This is a genomic window from Streptomyces sp. NPDC053665 (genome assembly GCF_055585285.1).
Map to the genome: position 1 here is coordinate 1,695,971 of NZ_JBVJKK010000001.1, position 18,253 is coordinate 1,714,223.

The window sequence follows — 18,253 nt, forward strand, 5'->3', positions numbered from 1 at the left end:
ACGACACCCATGTCGTCACCGTACGGCCGGATGGGAGCATGCGGAGACGGCCGATCCGATGATCGGCACGGCGGTTCACCGGAGCCCCGGGCCGTACGGACCTCGGCTCCGGTCCTTCCGGAGCCGGACGCGGGTCCGGGTTCCTCGTGGGCTGGACGCAGATCCGGGTCCTCGGGGCCGGACGCAGATCCGGGTCCCTCGGGGGCAGGACGCTGGTCCGCTCCCAGCCGAACACGACAAAAACGACAAACAACATGAACACGACGAACAAGGGGAAGCAACGTGTCAGCTCCGCGCCTGAGGGCGACGCCGCTACCGGGTATCGGGGTCCAGTACGACCTGGAGACCCGGGAACACCGCCATCTGTCGGTGGTGGCGCACCGCGACGGCACGCGCACGGTGAACGTGTACCGGGCCGACGACCCGGACTCCTGCGCGCACTCCCTGCGGCTGACCGGCTCCGAGGCGGGTTCGCTGATCGACGCGCTCAAGCCGTCGCACCACAGCCCGAGCCTGCTGTACACGACGGATCTGGGGCTGGTCGCCGAGCGGATCGAGGTACCCGCCACCTCCCGCTGGAACGGGCGGGTGCTGGGCGACACCAAGATGCGGACGGAGACGGGCGCGTCGGTCGTGGCGGTGCTGCGGCGGGCGGAGGCCATTCCGTCGCCGGCGCCGGACTTCCGGCTGGCGGGCGGGGACCGGCTGATCGTCGTCGGGACCCGCGAGGGCGTGGACGCGGCCGCGACGATACTCGAGCGGGAGTGAGCCGGTGCACTCCGCGGTCCTGCTGATCGAGTTCGGTTCCATCATCCTCGGCCTCGGCCTGCTCGGACGGTTCGCCGCCCGCTTCCGGCTGTCGCCCATCCCGCTGTACCTCCTGGCCGGCCTGGCGTTCGGTGAGGGCGGTCTGCTGCCGCTGGGCGCGAGCGAGGAGTTCGTCGCCACGGGTGCCGAGATCGGCGTCATCCTGCTGCTGCTGATGCTGGGCCTGGAGTACACGGCGAGCGATCTGGTCTCCAACCTCAAGACGCACTACCCGTCCGGCCTGGTCGACTGCGCGCTCAACGCGCTGCCCGGAGCGGCGGTGGCGCTGCTGCTGGGCTGGGGCCCGGTGGCGGCCGTGGTGCTGGCCGGTGTCACCTGGATCTCGTCGTCCGGCGTGATCGCGAAGGTGCTGGGCGATCTGGGCCGGGTCGGCAACCGCGAGACGCCGGTGATCCTCAGTGTGCTGGTGCTGGAGGACCTGGCGATGGCGGTCTACCTGCCGATCGTCACCGCGCTGGTGGCGGGGGCCGGGCTGCTGGCCGGAAGCCTGACGCTGGCGATCGCCCTGGGCGCGGCGGGGCTCGTGCTGTTCCTCGCGGTGCGCTACGGCCGCGTCATCTCGCGGTTCGTCTCCAGCGACGACCCGGAGAAGCTCCTGCTGGTCGTGCTGGGCCTGACCATCCTGGTCGCGGGCGTCGCGCAGCAGCTGCAGGTGTCGGCCGCCGTGGGAGCCTTCCTGGTGGGCATCGCCCTGTCCGGGGAGGTCGCCGAGGGCGCGCACACGCTGCTCAGCCCCTTGCGTGACCTGTTCGCCGCGGTCTTCTTCGTCTTCTTCGGGCTGCACACCGACCCGTCGAGCATCCCGCCCGTGCTGGTGCCCGCTCTCGGACTGGCCGTCCTCACGGCGCTCACGAAGATCGCCACCGGCTACTGGGCGGCCCGGCGCGCGGGGATCTCCGTCAAGGGCCGCTGGCGTGCCGGTGGTGCGCTCGTGGCGCGGGGCGAGTTCTCCATCGTCATCGCCGGGCTCGCGGTCGCGGCCGGTGTCGAGCCGTCCCTCGGCCCGCTGGCCACGGCGTATGTGCTCATCCTGGTCGTCCTGGGTCCGCTCACCGCGCGCTACACCGAACCGGTGGCCTCCTGGTGGGCGCGGCGCCGCGAGCCTCGCACCCCGGAGCCGGCGCCCCGGATGGCAGAGGCGGAGGCGGACGCAAAGGCGGAGGCGGAGGCTCCGGTCGCCGACTGAGCGGTCGGGCGGGGCGGGCCGGGCGGACGGGGCGAGCGGGGCGGGTGGGACGTCGGTCAAGCCACGGCTGCGGGACGAGGCGCGACCGCCGTCCCAGGCGCCGCCGGCCGTCGCGGTGACGCCCCCTCCCCTGGTCAGCGAGGCCCCTCGGCTGGCAGGATCGCGCGCATGTCCCAGAAGTTCCCCCGTGTCGGCAGGCGCCGGGCCGCGCAGGGCGGCACCGCCGCCGTCCTGGTCCTCGGCCTGCTGCTGTGGTGGCTGCGCCCCTGGGCGGAGGAGCCCCCGTCGGGGTCGATCGACTTCAGCACCGGCACGCGCGCGGGGGTCTACCACGAGTACGGCGAGCTGCTGCGCACCGCGATCGACAAGGACATGCCCGACCTGCAGGTGCGGTTGCTGACCAGCGCCGGTTCGCAGGAGAACGTCGCGGACGTGGCCTCGGGCGAGGCCGACTTCGCGATCGCGGCGGCGGACGCGGTCGCCACGTACATGCACGACAACCGCCCGGGGGCCGGCCAACTGCGCGGGGTCGCGCGGCTGTACGACGACTACGTGCAGCTCGTCGTGCCGCCGGACTCGGACATCCGCTCGGTAGCCGACCTGCGGGGCAAGCGCGTGGCGATAGGGCTGCCCGACTCCGGGGTGCGACTGATCGCGAACGGGGTGCTCAGGGCGGCCGGCATCGATCCGGAGAAGGACATCGAGCCGGCCTCGGACGGCATCGACACCGGGCCCAAGCGGCTGGGACACGGCCTGGACGCGTTCTTCTGGTCGGGCGGACTGCCCACGGACGGGCTCAGCCGGCTGGCCAAGAAGTCGGCGTCGGCCTTCCGGTTCGTGCCGATCGACGCCACGCTGGTGGCCGCGCTGCACGAACAGGGCGGAGCCACGCGCTACTACCGCGCCACGAAGATGCCGGAGTCGGCGTACCCCTCCGTGCAACACGGCCACCCGGTGCCCACCCTGGCGGTCTCCAACCTGCTGATCACGCGCAGCGACACGGATCCCCGGCTCACCGAGTGGCTCACGCGCACGGTGCTCGACAGCCGGGACCGCATCGGTGCGACCGTCCACTCGGCGCAACTGGTCGACGTGCGCACGGCGATCTACACGGATCCCCTGCAACTGCACGTCGGCGCCCAGCGGTACTACCAGTCGGTCAAGCCGTAGCGGCAGGGGCGGCGCGCCCCGGCCGGGACCGGTGTCTCGCCGCAGGGCGATCGTCCGGTCCGCACAGGGGGCCGCACCACATCGAGGGTGCCGAGGGCGGTCAGGCGGCGGGCGCGGATCGCGGCACGCGTACGGTCACCCGCAGCCCGTGCGGCTCATGGTGGTCATAGGCGATCGTGCCGCCGCCGGCCGCGAGGAGCGCCCGGGAGATGGACAGGCCGAGGCCGGACCCCTTGATGTTCTGGTGGCGGCCGCTGCGCCAGAAGCGGTCGCCGACGCGGGCGAGTTCCTCGTCGGTGAGGCCGGGCCCGTGGTCGCAGACGGTGACGGTGACGGTGTCCCCCTCCGAGGCGACGGCCACCTCGACGGTCTCGCCGTCGGGCGTGAACTTCACCGCGTTGTCGACGACCGCGTCCAGCGCGCTGGACAGGGCGACCGGATCGGCCCAGGCAGTGGTGGGCGGGCAGTCGCCGACCAGGGTCACGCCCTTGGCCTCGGCGGTCGGGGACCAGGCCGCCAGGCGTTCCGCGGTCAGCTCGCCGATGTCGGTGACCCTGAGGTCGGCCTCGCTGTGCTCGGCCAGCGCGAGGTCGAGCAGGTCGTCCAGGACCTGGGCGAGGCGCTTGCCCTCGGCCTGGACGGAGGCGATCTCCTTGTTGCCCTCGGGCAGTTCGAAGGAGAGCAGCTCGATGCGCAGCAGCAGCGCCGCGAGGGGGTTGCGCAACTGGTGCGAGGCGTCGGCGACGAAGGCGCGCTGCTGCTCCAGCACGTCCTCCACGTTGTCCGCCATCTCGTTGAACGACCGGGCCAGCCGTCTGAGTTCCGGCGGGCCCCCGGCCGCGGCGACCCGGGACTTCAGCCGCCCGGTGGCGATGTCGTGGGTGGTGGCGTCCAGCACCCGTACGGGCTTGAGCACCCAGCCGGTGAGCCGCAGGGCGGCGCCGACGGCCAGCAGCATGGCGGCGAACTCGCCCGCGCCGATGACCAGCCAGCCGTGCAGGGTGCGGGAGCGCAACTGGCCCGTGGGCGAGTCGGTGACGACGACCGCGACGACGTCGCCGTCCCGGATGACCGGCGAGGCGACCACCAGGTTGCGCTGCTGCCAGGGCCAGACCTGCTGCGGGTCGTGGCTGCGGCGGCTGAGCTTCGCCTCGTCGAAGGCCTCGCGGACCTCGCCCTCCTCGGGCAGGGACCAGCGTGCCGGTGCATGGGCCATGGCGCTGCCGTTGCGGTAGAAGACGCCCGCGCGGATGCCGTAGACCTCGTGGTAGCTGCGCAGTTCGCTGCTGAGGGTGGCCAGCCGCTCGTTCTCGAAGGCCCCGGTGGGACCCTCGGGCGAGTCGGTGACGAACTGGGCGAGGGCCGCGAACCGGGCGGTGTCGTCGATCCGGTCGACGACGACCTTCTGCTGCTGGGCGCCGGCCAGGCTGACGGCGAGCGGCACCCCGAGGGCGAGCAGGACGGCCGCCATCAGGACGATGAGCAGCGGGAGCAGACGCGTGCGCACCCGGCCCCGCTATCCGGCGGGGGCGACGAGCCGGTAGCCGACGCCGCGCACGGTCTCGATGAGGGCGGGCATGCGCAGTTTGGCCCGCAGGGACGCGACGTGCACCTCCAGGGTGCGCCCGGTCCCCTCCCAGCTGGTCTGCCACACCTCGCTGATGATCTGCTCCCGGCGGAACACCACGCCGGGCCGCTGCGCGAGGAGGGCCAGCAGGTCGAACTCCTTGCGGGTCAGCTGGACCACCGCGCCGTCCACGCTGACCCGGCGGGTGGGGAGCTCGATGTGCACGGTCCCGAGCCGCAGGGCGGTCTCGATGCCGCTCGAGGTGTCCTCGTGCGAGGTGCGCCGGCTGACCGCGTGGATCCGGGCGAGCAGCTCCCCGGTGTCGTACGGCTTCACCACGTAGTCGTCGGCGCCCAGGTTGAGGCCGTGGATGCGCGAGCGCACGTCGGAGCGGGCGGTGACCATGATGACGGGGGTGGCGGTGCGCTTGCGGATCTTGCCGCACACCTCGTACCCGTCCTGGTCGGGCAGGCCGAGGTCGAGGAGGACGACACCGAAGCCGTCGCTCTCGGGGACGAGTGCCTGGAGGGCCTCCTCACCGCTGCGCGCGTGCGTGACGTCGAAGCCGTGCCGCGCCAGGACCGCCGACAGGGCGGCGGCGACGTGGTTGTCGTCCTCGACGAGCAGCAGTCTCACCCGGGCCCCCTTCGGTTCACTGGTCGTACGATCCAGGTGTGTACAAAAACGCGTGCACGCGCGCGCGTGCACCTTGTGCAGTCACGCTGATGGATGAGCACGCCGTCAAGAGGGTTCCGGTTGCAAGGAGCTTCCGTTACCCGGCTGGTATGAGCGCTGCTCGCAAGTGCTACGACATGTGTCCGATTGCTATCGGATCGTGATGCTCAGATTCCCCTCAGATGTAATGACGCAGGTCGTAGAGGGTTACTACTGTCCTCCGAAACCGAGGAGGACGGAGCCTGAGAGCGATGACCGAAGTATCGGTGGCCAAGGAAGATGTGGCCGCGACCGGCGATCTGGTCGTCCTGAAGAGCGTCAACAAGCACTTCGGCTCGTTGCACGTACTCCAGGACATCGACCTGACGATCGCCCGCGGTGAAGTCGTCGTGGTCATCGGACCCTCCGGGTCCGGCAAGTCCACCCTGTGCCGCACCATCAACCGGCTGGAGACGATCGACTCCGGCTCGATCACGATCGACGGCAAGCCCCTGCCCGCCGAGGGCAAGGCGCTGGCCCGGCTGCGCGCCGACGTCGGCATGGTCTTCCAGTCCTTCAACCTCTTCGCGCACAAGACCGTGCTCGAGAACGTGATGCTCGGCCAGATCAAGGTCCGCAAGAAGGACAAGAAGGCGGCCGAGGACCGGGCCCGCTCCCTGCTCGACCGGGTCGGTGTGGCCGCGCAGGCCGACAAGTACCCGGCACAGCTCTCCGGCGGCCAGCAGCAGCGCGTGGCGATCGCGCGGGCGCTGGCCATGGAGCCGAAGGTCATGCTCTTCGACGAGCCGACCTCCGCGCTCGACCCCGAGATGATCAACGAGGTGCTGGAGGTCATGCAGCAGCTCGCCCGCGACGGCATGACGATGATCGTCGTCACCCACGAGATGGGTTTCGCACGATCGGCTGCAAACCGCGTGGTGTTCATGGCGGACGGCCGAATCGTCGAGGAGGCTGCGCCCGACCAGTTCTTCAGCAACCCGCGCAGCGACCGTGCCAAGGACTTCTTGTCGAAGATCCTGCACCACTAGGCGCGCGCGTTGCTCCGGCGACGCCCCGCCTCACCCGTAACGACGGTTCTTTCTCTTCACGGCAAAGGATGTTCACGATGAAGCTCCGCAAGGTCTCCGCCGCGGCCGCCACGGCTCTCGTCCTCGCTCTCACCGCCACCGCCTGTGGTGGTGACGACAGCGGTGACTCGAACAGCTCCGGCGGCGGCAAGACGATCAAGATCGGCATCAAGTACGACCAGCCCGGTCTGGGCCTGAAGGAGCCCGACGGTTCCTTCTCCGGTTTCGACGTGGACGTCGCGACCTACGTGGCCAAGGAGCTCGGCTACAAGCCCGACCAGATCGAGTGGGTCGAGACGAAGAGCGCCGACCGCGAGAACGCGCTGTCCCGCGGTGACGTGAAGCTGATCGCCGCCACGTACTCGATCACCGACGAGCGCAAGCAGAAGGTCGACTTCGCCGGTCCGTACCTGCTGGCCCACCAGGACCTGCTGGTGAAGAAGGACTCGGACATCACCAAGGCGACGGACCTCAACGACAAGAAGCTGTGCTCGGTCGCGGGTTCGACGTCGGCGCAGAACGTCAAGAAGGACTTCGCCCCGAAGGCCCAGCTGGATCAGCGCGGTGGCTACTCGGAGTGCCTCTCCGCCCTCCAGAGCGGCGCTGTCGACGCGCTGACCACCGACGACTCGATCCTCGCCGGCTACGCCGCGCAGGACCAGTACAAGGGTCAGTTCAAGCTCGCCGGCCTGAAGCTCAGCAACGAGAACTACGGCGTGGGCGTCAAGAAGGGCGACAAGGCGACCCTGGACAAGGTCAACGCCGCCCTGGAGAAGATGGTCAAGGACGGCGCCTGGGAGAAGGCCGTTCAGGACAACTTCGGCCCGGCGAACTACAAGAACGAGCCCGCCCCGAAGATCGGCCAGATCGTCCAGTAACGCGGAACTCCGCCGACGCAGGCTCCCCGCAGTCATTGCGGGGATCCACAGACGCGCCGCCGTCGCTGCTCTGACGGCGGCGCGCCACGTCCGCCCCCTACGCCACACACCCGGAAGCGCGGGAGATCGTGTTCGACTTTCTTTCAGACTATGACGACCCGACCCTGCTGGGCGCTTTCTGGGTCACCATCCAGCTCACCGTCTTCTCGGCCATCGGTTCGCTGATCTGGGGCACCATCCTGGCGGCTATGCGGGTCAGCCCGGTTCCGCTGATGCGCGGCTTCGGCACGGCCTACGTGAACATCGTCCGGAACATTCCGCTGACCGTCATCATCGTCTTCACGTCCCTGGGCCTCGCCGACATCTTCGGCGTGACCATGGGCGCGCCCGACGACTTCAAAACGAAGTTCTTCCGCTTGGCCGTGCTCGGCCTCACCGCGTACACGGCCGCCTTCGTCTGTGAGGCCATCCGCTCCGGCATCAACACTGTGCCGGTCGGACAGGCCGAGGCGGCGCGGGCCATCGGGCTCAGCTTCAGCCAGGTGCTGCGGCTTGTGGTCCTGCCCCAGGCATTCCGTTCCGTCATCGGTCCGCTGGCCAACGTCCTGATCGCGTTGACCAAGAACACGACGGTCGCGGCTGCGATCGGTGTGGCGGAAGCGGCGCTCCTGATGAAGGAAATGATCGAGAACGAGGCCCAGACGCTGCTCATCGGCGCGATCTTCGCCTTCGGATTCGTGGTACTGACCCTGCCCACTGGCCTCTTCCTCGGTTGGCTGAGCAAGCGACTGGCGGTAAAGCGATGACCTCCGTTCTTTACGACACCCCTGGCCCGAAGGCCAAGCGGCGGAACCTGATCTTCACGGTCGTCTTCTCCGTCCTGCTCGCCCTGCTCCTGTGGTGGGTCTGGCAGACGCTGGACGACAAGGGTCAGCTGAAGTGGTCCCTCTGGAAGCCGTTCACGACGTCCGAGGCGTGGACGACGTATCTGCTTCCCGGGCTGGCCGACACGCTGAAGGCCGCGGGCCTGGCGATGGTGATCGCCCTTCCCCTGGGCGCCGCCCTGGGCATCGCACGCATGTCGGATCACCGCTGGGTACGCATCCCGGTCGGTGCGGTCGTCGAGTTCTTCCGGGCGATCCCGGTCCTGCTGCTGATGCTGTTCGCCAACGAGCTGTATGTCCGCTCCACGGGCATCCCCAGCGACGAGCGGCCCCTGTACGCCGTGGTGACCGGCCTGGTGCTCTACAACGCCTCGGTCCTCGCCGAGATCGTGCGGGCCGGCATCCAGTCCCTGCCCAAGGGGCAGTCGGAAGCCGCCATGGCGATCGGCCTGCGCAAGAGCCAGACGATGGCCGGCATCCTGCTTCCACAGGCGGTCGCGGCCATGCTGCCCGCCATCGTCAGCCAGTTGGTCGTCATCGTGAAGGACACCGCGCTGGGCGGCGTGATGCTCGGGTTCACCGAACTGCTCAACTCCCGGAGCACCCTCGCAGCCAACTACGCGAACGTGATCCCCAGCTTCATCGTCGTGGCGGTCATCTTCATCATCCTGAACTTCATCCTCACGTCCTTCGCCTCCTGGCTCGAGGGCCGGCTGCGCCGAAGCAAGCGGAGTTCGGGAGCCGTCCTCGGTGCGGACAAGGTCGACGACCTCAACGCGGCCGAGGTGGGCGGCAGCTACGGCACGGGGGCCGGCGGCACGATCTGACAGCCCTCCTATGTGCGCACGATGGCCCGCCGGGGAACCGGCGGGCCATCGCCGTCCGCGGCCCCGGCTGTGACCCTCGACCGGGCGCGGGGGCTGATGGTGACGAAGGCGCGGCCTGTTGCTCACGATCCGGCAGCATGATCGCCACCACCCGCCGGTCACTTGACGCAAGCACCCGCAATAGGTTGCATACGTTCTGTGATCGTGCACCCTGCTCCACCTTCGTGTTCGCCTACGTCTTCCAGGACAACACCACGGGCAGGGGGCGCCGCGTCGTGGATCCGGTGATCGTCGTCGGAGCGGGGCCCGTGGGGCTCACGCTCGCCCTGGCGCTGGCACGGCAGGAGGTGCCGTGCGTGGTCCTCGACGAGGGCCCGGGCAAGGACGAACCCCGTGCCGCGCGGACCGTGGTCCTGCGCGAGGACACCGCCGCCCTGATGGAACGGCTCTCCGGTGTCCCCCTGTCACGCCTCGGCGCGCATTGGGCCGGATGGCGGTCGATGCGGCGCAAGCAGGTGATGCGCGAGGTCGTCTTCGACGGCCCCGAGTCCTCCCCGCTGCCCTCCCCCCTGCACATCGCCCAGCACGTCCTGACCGGCGCCCTGCGCGAGGCCCTCGCGGAGGAACGGCTCGTCAAGATCGCGGTGGAGAGCCGGCTCGACGCGCTGGAGCAGGAGCCGTCGGGCGTCACGGCCCACACCCGCGGCCCCAAGGGCACCTGGTGGCGGGGCAGTTATCTGGTGGGCTGCGACGGCCCCCGCTCGACCGTGCGCAAGCTCCAGGACATCCGCTTCCCGGGCCGTACGGCGGTGGAACGTCACGCCGTCGCCGCGCTGCGGACGGAACTGCCCTGGCACGACGAGGCGTTGTTGCACCGCATGCCCCCCTGGCGCATGTCGGGCCCCTCGGCCGGTGAGGTCACCGCCCGTCCGCTGCCGGACGGCCTATGGCGCCTGGACTGGCTGCTGCCCCCCGGCAAGGACCTGGTCACTCCGGAGCTGCTGCTGAACCGTATCCGCGAGACCCTGGCCGGCTGGTCGGGCGGCACGGTCCCGCCGTACGAGCTGCTGGACACCGGTGTCCACACGGTCCACCACCGCCTGGCCCGGCGCTGGCGCGCCGACCGCGTCTTCCTCGCCGGGGACGCGGCCCACCTGCTCGGCGCCCTGGGCACGCACGGTCTCGACGAGGGTCTGCGCGACGCCGACAACCTCGCCTGGAAACTGGCCGTGGCCTGGCACCACGGTCCGCACGAGGCCCTCCTGGACAGCTACCAGGCCGAGCGCAGGGCAGTCGTCGCCGCCCGGCTGCGCGCCGCCGACCAGGCGCTGCCGGTGCTGCGCGGCGGCGGAGGACTGCGTTCCTACGTGCCCGGCTCGTCCAAGGGCCACGACACGCTCCTCACCGAAGGGCATCTCGGGCACGGCCAACTGGGCGCGCCGGGCGCGTACGGCGACTCCCCGCTCGCGCCGCGCGATCTGGAGGGCGAGACCCCCGTGGACACGGCGCCCGGGGCGCCCGTCACCGACGTGCGGGTCACCGCGGAGGACGGCACCTTCGTACGGCTGCGGGACCGGCTCGGCCGGGGCGCACTGCTCGTGGTGCTGATCGCGCCCGGCACCGGCGTGTGGGAGCGCAAGCACTGGGCCAAGGCCGGCCTCATGCCCCGGCTCGCGGCGGCCGTGACGGCGCTCCCGCACCCGGCCGAACTGCTGGTCGCCGAGGCCTACCCGGGTGCGGCCGCCCACACGGTCCTGCTGGTGCGCCCCGACGGCCATCTCGTCACCGCGCTGAGCGGAGTGCGCCCCGCCGATCTGTACGCCGCGGCGGAGGCCGCCGTGGGCGGACCGGTGAACGCCCGGGCCGGGGCCGGTGCCTCCGTCGGGGCGCCCTGACGCGGCACCGCCTCCGACGTGCTCACTGTCACCGTGCGTCCGCATGGTGACAGTGAGTTGACCGGCTTGGGCGGCCGTGGTGTACTCCGGTGCGTGACCGACACCTGTGTGCGCCTGTGGCGGAGGGTCCATATGGACCTCGTCCGCTATGCGGGCTGCGTGTGTCGCCCGTCCTGCTGACTTCGCACTTTCCCTCTCCCTGCGCGCGCCGCGGCCCCTTCGCGTCGGCTGCCGCGCCCTCTTCGCGAACCCTCACCAGGACTTCAGGACGGCACCCGTGTCTGTATCCCCCTCAGCGTCCCCTTCCGCATCACCTTCTGCGTTTCCTTCCGCTTCCCTCTCCGGTTCGGCTCCCACCCAGGCCAATCTCTACGACTTCGTGCGGCGGACGGCCGCCGACAGCGAGCTGATCTCCTCCCTGCCGCTCGACCCCGAGGGTCGTACGTGGGTACGACTCGACGGTCCCGGCGGCAGCGAGGCCTGGCTGATCGGCTGGCCGCCGGGCACGGGCACCGGCTGGCACGACCACGCCGACTCCGTCGGCGCCTTCCTGACCGCGTCGGGTGAACTCAAGGAGAACTCGCTCGCCGCCCGGCTGCCCACCGACGGCTGGAAGACGCTCGAGCTCAGCGAGGGCGTGGACCGGGAGCGACGGCTGGGCGCCGGCCAGGGCCGGGCCTTCGGCCGGCACCATGTGCACGAGGTGCTGAACGAGTCCACCGACCGGCATGCGATCTCCGTCCACGCCTACTATCCGCCCCTGCCGCAGATCCGCCGCTACAGTCGAAGCGGCCCCGTGCTGCGACTCGAGCAGGTCGAACGACCGGAGGACTGACAGTGAGTGCCACGGAAGGTGCCGGCCGCGCACAGCCGCCCGTGGGGATCGACGAGCTCTTGGAGCGGGTGCGCGCCGGTTACGCGCGCATCGCGCCGCAGGAGGCGTACGAGGAGGCCCGGGCGGGGGACGCGCTGCTGGTCGACATCCGCTACGCGGCCCTGCGTGAGCGGGACGGTCTCGTCCCGGGCGCGGTTGTCGTCGAGCGCAACGAATTGGAGTGGCGTCTCGATCCGCAGGGCTCGCACCGCCTTCCCGAGGCGACGCGTCATGATCTGCGCATCGTCGTCTTCTGCAACGAGGGCTACGCCTCCAGCCTGGCGGCCCACTCCCTGCATCAGCTGGGTCTGCACCGGGCCACCGACCTGGTCGGTGGCTTCCAGGCCTGGAGAGCGGCCGGGCTACCGGTGGAGTGACCCGTCCCCACCAGTGCCCTCCGTTCGCTCGGGCTCTCCGTGGTGCCCGGCACCGAGCGGGAGTGGCGGGCGGCAGAGGAGAGGCGGCAGCGCCGTGTCCACGTCCTGCTGCGCCTGACGGCGCTCCCGCTCAGTACTCTTCGCCTCCCAGGAACTCCGTGTCCTGTCCCTCCTCCTCCAGTGCCTGCCGGACCACTCTCAGGGCCATGCCCTCGGGGTAGCCCTTGCGGGCGAGCATGCCGGCGAGGCGGCGGAGCCGCTTGTCGCGGTCGAGGCCCTGGGTGGAGCGGAGTTTGCGGGCGACCAGCTCGCGGGCGGTCGCCTCCTCCTGCTCGGAGTCCAGTTGGGAGACGGCCTCGTCGATGAGGGTCGCGTCGACGCCCTTGGTGCGCAGTTCCCTGGCGAGGGCGCGCCGGGCCAGGCCCCGGCCGTGGTGACGGGACTCGACCCAGGCGTCCGCGAAGGCGCCGTCGTTGATGAGGCCGACCTCTTCGAACCGCGACAGCACCTCCTCGGCCGCGTCGTCCGGGATCTGCCGCTTGCGCAGGGCGTCGGCGAGCTGCTTGCGGGTCCGCGGAGTCCCGGTGAGCAGGCGCAGGCAGATCGCCCGAGCCTGCTCGACCGGGTCCGCCGGAGGCGCCCCCTGCTCTGCCCTCGAAGAGGAGGGGGCGCCTTCGTCCTCGGCACCGGCCGTCTCGCCGAAGCCGCGCCGGCGACGCCCTCGCCGGCCGCGCGGCCCGCCGTCACGCGAGCCACCCCGAGGAGAGCCTTCCTCGGGCGAACCTCCCTCGGGCGAGCCGCCCCCGTGCGACTCGTCATCCCCGAAGGGCGCACTCCCGTACCCGTGCTCCGCGTCCCCGGCCGAGCCGGTGTCGCCTCCGGTGCCCCTCCCCCGGGGGGCACCGGAGGCGGCGTACTCGTACTCCGCCCAGTCGGTTCGTCGTGTCACGGGTCAGCTCTTGGCTGCGGCGGCCTTGGACTTGCTGGTCTTCGCCGCTGCCGGGGCGGGAACGGCCGGCGTCTCGGCCGGGGCGGAGACCGCGGTGTCGGTGCCCGGCTCGGCGGTGGCCGGCTCCTCCGGACGCACCCCGACGCCCAGCTTCTCCTTGATCTTCTTCTCGATCTCGTTGGCCAGGTCGGGGTTGTCCTTCAGGAAGTTGCGCGCGTTCTCCTTGCCCTGGCCGAGCTGGTCGCCCTCGTACGTGTACCAGGCGCCGGCCTTGCGGACGAAGCCGTGCTCCACGCCCATGTCGATCAGACCGCCCTCGCGGCTGATGCCCTGGCCGTAGAGGATGTCGAACTCGGCCTGCTTGAAGGGCGGCGCGACCTTGTTCTTGACGACCTTGCAGCGGGTGCGGTTGCCGACCGCCTCGGTGCCGTCCTTCAGGGTCTCGATGCGGCGGATGTCGATGCGCACCGAGGCGTAGAACTTCAGCGCGCGGCCACCGGTCGTGGTCTCCGGGGAGCCGAACATGACGCCGATCTTCTCGCGGAGCTGGTTGATGAAGATGGCGGTGGTCTTGGACTGGTTGAGCGCGCTGGTGATCTTCCGCAGGGCCTGGCTCATGAGCCGGGCCTGCAGACCGACGTGGCTGTCGCCCATCTCGCCCTCGATCTCCGCGCGCGGGACGAGCGCGGCGACGGAGTCGATGACGATGAGGTCGAGGGCGCCGGAGCGGACCAGCATGTCCACGATCTCCAGGGCCTGCTCGCCGTTGTCGGGCTGGGAGAGGATGAGGTTGTCGATGTCGACGCCGAGCTTCTTCGCGTACTCGGGGTCGAGGGCGTGCTCCGCGTCGACGAAGGCGACCTGGCCTCCGGCCTTCTGCGCGTTCGCCACCGCGTGCAGGGTGAGGGTGGTCTTACCGGAGGACTCCGGTCCGTAGATCTCCACGACGCGGCCGCGCGGGAGGCCGCCCACGCCGAGAGCCACGTCCAGGGCGGTGGAGCCGGTCGAGATGACCTCGATGGGCTCCTTGGACCGCTCGCCCATGCGCATGACCGCGCCCTTGCCGAATTGCCGTTCAATCTGTGCGAGAGCGGCATCCAGCGCCTTCTCGCGGTCGGTTCCTGCCATGGGTTCCACCCGATTTGCTTGAGTCGATCGCTTCACGTCAATGACGCTAACGCCTGCCACTGACAATGCGTCCTGACGCACGTCCGGCCTGTGGATAACTCGGGCACTTCTCCACCCAAACTACGTCGAAACGCCCGCCGTTGAGCCCTGCCGGTGCACCCCATAAGAATGGATGTTCGATTTTGGTGTCAAGCGCACCACGCGGGCCCGCCGCCGAGGACGCGGCGTCAGGAGGAGTCCCCTCCGGTGCCCTCGTCGTCGTGTCGTTCCGCTCCCGTGCGGCGCCGCGTTCCCCACAGTCCCCTGGCGCGCACGAGCAGCCCCGGCCCCTCGCTGCGCCACCGATGCCCCTGCACCCGCGGGTCGTCCGTGACGTCGTAGCGCTTCACGTACGCGCCCAGGAAGGCCTGCAGCGTGGCGACGGCGGGAATGGCGATCAGGGCGCCGACGGCGCCGAGCAGGGCGGTGCCGGCGATGACGGAGCCGAAGGCGACGGCGGGGTGGATGTCGACGGTCTTGGACGTGAGCTTGGGCTGCAGCACGTAGTTCTCGAACTGCTGGTAGACCACGACGAAGATCAGCACCCACAGCGCGTACCAGGGGTCGACCGTGAACGCGATCAGCATCGGAAGAGCGCCGGCGAGGTACGTGCCGATGGTGGGGATGAACTGCGACACCAGTCCGACCCACACGGCGAGCACGGGCGCGTAGGGCACGTCCAGGGCCTGGAGCAGCACGAAGTGCGCCACGCCGGAGACCAGGGCCATCAGACCGCGCGAGTAGATGTAGCCGCCGGTCTTGTCGACGGCGATCTCCCACGCGCGCAGCACCTCGGCCTGGCGGGCAGGCGGCAGGACGGAACAGATCGTGCGGCGCAGCCGGGGGCCGTCGGCCGCGAAGTAGAACGAGAAGAGCGCGATCGTCAGCAGCTGGAACAGGCCTCCGATGACCTGGGCGGACACGTCCAGGACGCCCGTGGCGCTGTTCTGCACGTAGTTGCGCAGCCAGTCGGAGCGGAGCAGGCCCTCCTGGATGTCGACGCGCTTCAGATCGGTCTTGAAGTGGGCGTTGACCCAGTTGATGACGGAGTCGAGGTAGTCGGGGAAGCCTTCGACCATCCTGATGATCTGGCCCGCCAGCATCGAGCCGAGCAGCGTGACGAAGCCGGCCGCCACGATCAGCACGCCGATGAAGACGACGAACGCGGCGAACCCCCTGCGCATGCCGCGCGCGGCCATCCAGCCCACCGCGGGCTCGATGGCGAGCGCCAGGAAGAACGCGATGAGGACGTTGATCAGCAGCCCGGTGAGCTGGTGGAAGGCCCAGCTGCCGAGCTGGAACGCGGCGACCAGGGCGAGCGCGAGCACCAGGGCGCGCGGCAGCCAGCGCGGCATGCGGCCGCTCGGACCGGCCGGGCCGGCCGGGGCCCGGTCGGACGGCGGCGTCGTACCGGACGCGGAGGACTGGAGGGCTGCCTGCCCGGACTCGTCAGTGGGTGCCACGGACCAAGTCTCGTACACACCACCGACAGCCGTCTGCCCGCCTGCGATCTTCGTGCCCGGCGGGCCACTGCGCCCTCGCACCGCCGGTACCGTCCGGCTTCCCGGGAGGCCTTCCGAGCCGCTCCCCCCGGCCACCCCTCAGCCGGGTCAGCGGCGCTCCCGTGGCACGTCCATCACCGTGCAGACCACCTGCCACACGTCCTTGGCGTCCCAGCCGGCGTCCAGCGCTTCGTTCACCGTGCGCCCGCCGAGCTCCGACATCACGTGGTCGCGCGCGAAGGTGTCGGCGTAGCCCGCACCGAAGTGCTCCGCCATCCGCTGCCAGAAGACCGTCAACCGCATGACTCCAGTATCCCGCCCCTGCGGGTGGGCCTGAGCCGGGACCGCCACCCGGCGCCGTGTTGCGCCCTACGGTCGTCCCATGGCCGATACCGGAGCGTCCGCACTCCACCCGACCGTCCCGGCGCACAGCCCCGTCACGCGCGCGGAGCGGTTCGTCTGGCTCACCGCGCGCGTGCTCGAGCAGCGCCTGTTCGCCCACCACTTCCGGGGCGCTCCGGCCGAGCCGGTGGAGGCGGCGCTGGAGGCCTACCGCAACGAGGACGGCGGGTACGGCCACGCCCTGGAGCCGGATCTGCGCGGCCCGGTCAGCCAGCCGCTGCACGCCGCCCACGCGCTGCGCGTCCTGGACGCCGTGGGACGCTGCGCCGGGCAGCGTGTGGAACGCCTGTGCCGCTATCTGACGTCCGTCTCCACAGCGGACGGTGCGCTCCCGGCGGTGCACCCGAGTCAGCAGGGCTTCCCGGCGGCGCCCTTCGTGACGGTCGTGGACGATCCGCCCGGCGACCTCCTGGCGACCGGGCCGGTGGTCGGTCTGCTGCACCGCAACGAGGTGTGGCACGCGTGGCTCTTCAGGGCCACGGACTTCTGCTGGCAGGCGGTGGAGTCCCTGGAGAAGTCGCACCCGTACGAGGTCCAGGCCGCGGTGGCCTTCCTGGACTCCGTCCCCGACCGTCCCCGCGCGCAGGCGGCCGCCGACCGGCTGGGCCGGCTGGTGCGGGAACACCGTCTGGCGGCGCTCGACCCGGAGGACCCGGACGCGTACCCGGTCTCCCCGGGCTACGCGCCGGGCGAGCACCACTTCGCCCACGACTACGCGCGGAGCCCGCACTCGCTCGCGCGCGCGTGGTTCACCGACGAGGAGATGGACCGCTCGCTGGACCATCTCGCGGCGCAGCAGCGGGACGACGGCGGGTGGCCGGTGCGGTGGCGGCACTGGGCGCCCGCTCCCGCCCTGGAGGCCCGTCCCCTGGTGACGATCGAGGCGCTGCGCACGCTCGGCGCGTACGGCCGCCGCATCGCCTGATCAGCCGCCCAGGGCCCGTACGCCCGCCGTCACGACGACGGCCGCCGCGACGACGAGGAGGAACGGCGCGCGCAGCAGCAGTGCGACGGCGGCGGCGCCGACCCCTGCGGCCCGGGCGTCCAGGACCAGCGTCTGCCCCTCGGCGAAGGTCTGCTGGGCCGTGAGGGCGGCGAGCAGAGCGACGGGCAGCAGGGCGGCCAGCCGCTTGACTACAGGCCGCTCCAGGGCGTGCGCGGGCACCAGGAGCCCGGCCAGCTTGACGGCGTAGCACCCGAGGACGGTCACGCCGATGGCGATCCAGACGTTCACAGCGCCGCCCCTTGCGACTGGTCGCGGCCCTGTTCGCCGTCGGGCCCGCGTCCCGTGCGGCGGCCGCTCGCCCACAGCACCAAGGGCGCCGCGAGCGCGGCCAGCAGGACCGGGACGCCGGCGGGCAGCACGGGCAGCAGTCCGAGGCCGAGCAGGACGGCGAGTGCGGCGACGGCGCGCTCCGCGCCGCTCTTGAGCATCGGCGCGAGCAGGGCCAGGAACACCGCCGGTCCCGCCGCGTCCAGCCCCCACGCGTCGGTGTCCCCGATGGCCTCGGCACCGAGAGCACCGAGCAGGGTGGTGAGGTTCCACAGGACGTACAGGGTCAGGCCCGTCACCACGAAGCCCAGGCGCGCCCCGCGGCGTGTGCGCTGCGCCAGCGCGACGGCCGCCGTCTCGTCGATCACCCACTGGGCGGCGATCGGCCGCACCGCGCGCGGGAGGGCCAGCACCTGTGACAGGCGCAGGCCGTAGAAGGCGTTGCGGACGCCGAGGAAGAAGGCCCCGGCCGCGGCCGTGAAGGGGGCGCCGCCGGCCGCGAGGGCACCCACCAGGGCGAACTGCGAGGCGCCGGTGAACACCAGGAGGCTGAGCGCGCAGGTCTGCGCCAGGGTGAGTCCGCTGCCGGCCGAGGTCACGCCGAAGGCGAACCCGGACAGCCCGACGGCCACTCCGACGCCCAGCGCGTCCCGTATGACGGCCCGGTCCGCCGTCTTCCCGTCCGTCCTCGTGTCTTCGAGAGTCGTTCGATCCACCACACCCCGCACGGTA

The 18,253-nt window shown here is 71.1% G+C and carries 20 protein-coding genes; 12 read left to right on the forward strand and 8 right to left on the reverse strand.

Annotated elements, in window-relative coordinates:
• Positions 1–282: 282 nt before the first annotated feature.
• The 3 genes from ACZ6ZN_RS07380 (at position 283) to ACZ6ZN_RS07390 (ending at position 3,184) form a co-directional block, all read left to right on the forward strand.
• Positions 283–768, forward strand: coding sequence for a cation:proton antiporter regulatory subunit (locus ACZ6ZN_RS07380; RefSeq protein ID WP_333935699.1), 486 nt, complete (start codon positions 283–285; stop codon positions 766–768).
• 4 nt (positions 769–772) lie between these two features.
• Complete coding sequence (locus ACZ6ZN_RS07385; protein WP_469643823.1) at positions 773–2,014, forward strand: cation:proton antiporter; 1,242 nt, start codon at positions 773–775, stop codon at positions 2,012–2,014.
• A gap of 168 nt (positions 2,015–2,182) precedes the next feature.
• A complete protein-coding gene (locus ACZ6ZN_RS07390) occupies positions 2,183–3,184 on the forward strand; it encodes a TAXI family TRAP transporter solute-binding subunit (RefSeq protein WP_398109892.1) in 1,002 nt (333 codons plus the stop codon).
• A gap of 100 nt (positions 3,185–3,284) precedes the next feature.
• Here ACZ6ZN_RS07390 and ACZ6ZN_RS07395 read toward each other — a convergent pair whose 3' ends face one another.
• Together ACZ6ZN_RS07395 and ACZ6ZN_RS07400 are read right to left on the reverse strand one after the other, a co-directional pair.
• Positions 3,285–4,691 carry a sensor histidine kinase gene (locus ACZ6ZN_RS07395; RefSeq protein WP_469643826.1) on the reverse strand — a complete coding sequence of 469 codons (1,407 nt, stop codon included), beginning with the start codon at positions 4,689–4,691 and terminating at the stop codon, positions 3,285–3,287.
• 9 nt (positions 4,692–4,700) lie between these two features.
• Positions 4,701–5,387, reverse strand: a complete 687-nt coding sequence (locus ACZ6ZN_RS07400) for a response regulator transcription factor (RefSeq protein ID WP_398109894.1) — start codon at positions 5,385–5,387, stop codon at positions 4,701–4,703.
• A gap of 290 nt (positions 5,388–5,677) precedes the next feature.
• Between ACZ6ZN_RS07400 and ACZ6ZN_RS07405 the strand changes: the two genes are divergently transcribed.
• The 8 genes from ACZ6ZN_RS07405 to ACZ6ZN_RS07440 all read left to right on the forward strand — a co-directional run bounded on the left by ACZ6ZN_RS07405 (position 5,678) and on the right by ACZ6ZN_RS07440 (position 12,228).
• Positions 5,678–6,454 carry an amino acid ABC transporter ATP-binding protein gene (locus tag ACZ6ZN_RS07405; protein WP_398109895.1) on the forward strand — a complete coding sequence of 259 codons (777 nt, stop codon included), beginning with the start codon at positions 5,678–5,680 and terminating at the stop codon, positions 6,452–6,454.
• A gap of 77 nt (positions 6,455–6,531) precedes the next feature.
• Positions 6,532–7,371 (forward strand): glutamate ABC transporter substrate-binding protein, encoded by an 840-nt coding sequence (locus tag ACZ6ZN_RS07410; protein ID WP_469643830.1) that lies wholly within the window; start codon positions 6,532–6,534, stop codon positions 7,369–7,371.
• 128 nt (positions 7,372–7,499) lie between these two features.
• Positions 7,500–8,177 (forward strand): amino acid ABC transporter permease, encoded by a 678-nt coding sequence (locus tag ACZ6ZN_RS07415; protein WP_451876890.1) that lies wholly within the window; start codon positions 7,500–7,502, stop codon positions 8,175–8,177.
• Positions 8,174–9,082, forward strand: coding sequence for an amino acid ABC transporter permease (locus ACZ6ZN_RS07420; RefSeq protein WP_469643833.1), 909 nt, complete (start codon positions 8,174–8,176; stop codon positions 9,080–9,082). The genes ACZ6ZN_RS07415 and ACZ6ZN_RS07420 overlap by 4 nt, the downstream gene beginning before the upstream one ends.
• A 275-nt stretch (positions 9,083–9,357) precedes the next feature.
• Positions 9,358–10,977: an FAD-dependent monooxygenase gene (locus tag ACZ6ZN_RS07425; protein WP_469644022.1), complete on the forward strand. Its 1,620-nt coding sequence runs from the start codon at positions 9,358–9,360 to the stop codon at positions 10,975–10,977.
• A 108-nt stretch (positions 10,978–11,085) separates the two neighbouring features.
• Positions 11,086–11,157 (forward strand): putative leader peptide, encoded by a 72-nt coding sequence (locus ACZ6ZN_RS07430; RefSeq protein ID WP_309544753.1) that lies wholly within the window; start codon positions 11,086–11,088, stop codon positions 11,155–11,157.
• A 97-nt stretch (positions 11,158–11,254) separates the two neighbouring features.
• On the forward strand, positions 11,255–11,812 hold the full coding sequence (locus ACZ6ZN_RS07435; protein WP_469643835.1) for a cupin domain-containing protein: 558 nt from the start codon (positions 11,255–11,257) through the stop codon (positions 11,810–11,812).
• 2 nt (positions 11,813–11,814) lie between these two features.
• On the forward strand, positions 11,815–12,228 hold the full coding sequence (locus ACZ6ZN_RS07440) for a rhodanese-like domain-containing protein (RefSeq protein ID WP_469643839.1): 414 nt from the start codon (positions 11,815–11,817) through the stop codon (positions 12,226–12,228).
• 130 nt (positions 12,229–12,358) lie between these two features.
• Here the strand turns inward: ACZ6ZN_RS07440 and recX are convergent, their stop codons facing one another.
• The 4 genes from recX to ACZ6ZN_RS07460 all read right to left on the reverse strand — a co-directional run bounded on the left by recX (position 12,359) and on the right by ACZ6ZN_RS07460 (position 16,149).
• Positions 12,359–13,177 (reverse strand): recombination regulator RecX, encoded by an 819-nt coding sequence (recX, locus tag ACZ6ZN_RS07445; protein WP_469643840.1) that lies wholly within the window; start codon positions 13,175–13,177, stop codon positions 12,359–12,361.
• Positions 13,178–13,180: 3 nt separating this feature from the next.
• Complete coding sequence (recA, locus tag ACZ6ZN_RS07450; protein ID WP_469643842.1) at positions 13,181–14,305, reverse strand: recombinase RecA; 1,125 nt, start codon at positions 14,303–14,305, stop codon at positions 13,181–13,183.
• A gap of 227 nt (positions 14,306–14,532) precedes the next feature.
• Positions 14,533–15,807, reverse strand: coding sequence for an AI-2E family transporter (locus ACZ6ZN_RS07455; RefSeq protein ID WP_469643843.1), 1,275 nt, complete (start codon positions 15,805–15,807; stop codon positions 14,533–14,535).
• A gap of 147 nt (positions 15,808–15,954) precedes the next feature.
• Positions 15,955–16,149 (reverse strand): DUF3046 domain-containing protein, encoded by a 195-nt coding sequence (locus ACZ6ZN_RS07460; RefSeq protein ID WP_398109903.1) that lies wholly within the window; start codon positions 16,147–16,149, stop codon positions 15,955–15,957.
• A 79-nt stretch (positions 16,150–16,228) separates the two neighbouring features.
• Between ACZ6ZN_RS07460 and ACZ6ZN_RS07465 the strand changes: the two genes are divergently transcribed.
• Complete coding sequence (locus ACZ6ZN_RS07465) at positions 16,229–17,173, forward strand: hypothetical protein (RefSeq protein ID WP_469643845.1); 945 nt, start codon at positions 16,229–16,231, stop codon at positions 17,171–17,173.
• Here ACZ6ZN_RS07465 and ACZ6ZN_RS07470 read toward each other — a convergent pair whose 3' ends face one another.
• Together ACZ6ZN_RS07470 and ACZ6ZN_RS07475 are read right to left on the reverse strand one after the other, a co-directional pair.
• Positions 17,174–17,482 (reverse strand): AzlD domain-containing protein, encoded by a 309-nt coding sequence (locus ACZ6ZN_RS07470; RefSeq protein WP_398109905.1) that lies wholly within the window; start codon positions 17,480–17,482, stop codon positions 17,174–17,176. It lies immediately after the preceding gene.
• A complete protein-coding gene (locus ACZ6ZN_RS07475) occupies positions 17,479–18,240 on the reverse strand; it encodes an AzlC family ABC transporter permease (RefSeq protein ID WP_469643848.1) in 762 nt (253 codons plus the stop codon). The genes ACZ6ZN_RS07470 and ACZ6ZN_RS07475 overlap by 4 nt, the downstream gene beginning before the upstream one ends.
• Positions 18,241–18,253 lie beyond the last annotated feature (13 nt).

What these genes read in the sequence shown, in the direction of transcription:
- ACZ6ZN_RS07390 (WP_398109892.1), top strand. Translation starts at nt 2,183, where the DNA reads ATGTCCCAGAAGTTCCCCCGTGTCGGCAGGCGCCGGGCCGCGCAGGGC.
- ACZ6ZN_RS07405 (WP_398109895.1), top strand. Translation starts at nt 5,678, where the DNA reads ATGACCGAAGTATCGGTGGCCAAGGAAGATGTGGCCGCGACCGGCGAT.
- ACZ6ZN_RS07410 (WP_469643830.1), top strand. Translation starts at nt 6,532, where the DNA reads ATGAAGCTCCGCAAGGTCTCCGCCGCGGCCGCCACGGCTCTCGTCCTC.
- ACZ6ZN_RS07420 (WP_469643833.1), top strand. Translation starts at nt 8,174, where the DNA reads ATGACCTCCGTTCTTTACGACACCCCTGGCCCGAAGGCCAAGCGGCGG.
- recA (WP_469643842.1), bottom strand. Translation starts at nt 14,305, where the DNA reads ATGGCAGGAACCGACCGCGAGAAGGCGCTGGATGCCGCTCTCGCACAG.
- ACZ6ZN_RS07460 (WP_398109903.1), bottom strand. Translation starts at nt 16,149, where the DNA reads ATGCGGTTGACGGTCTTCTGGCAGCGGATGGCGGAGCACTTCGGTGCG.
- ACZ6ZN_RS07465 (WP_469643845.1), top strand. Translation starts at nt 16,229, where the DNA reads ATGGCCGATACCGGAGCGTCCGCACTCCACCCGACCGTCCCGGCGCAC.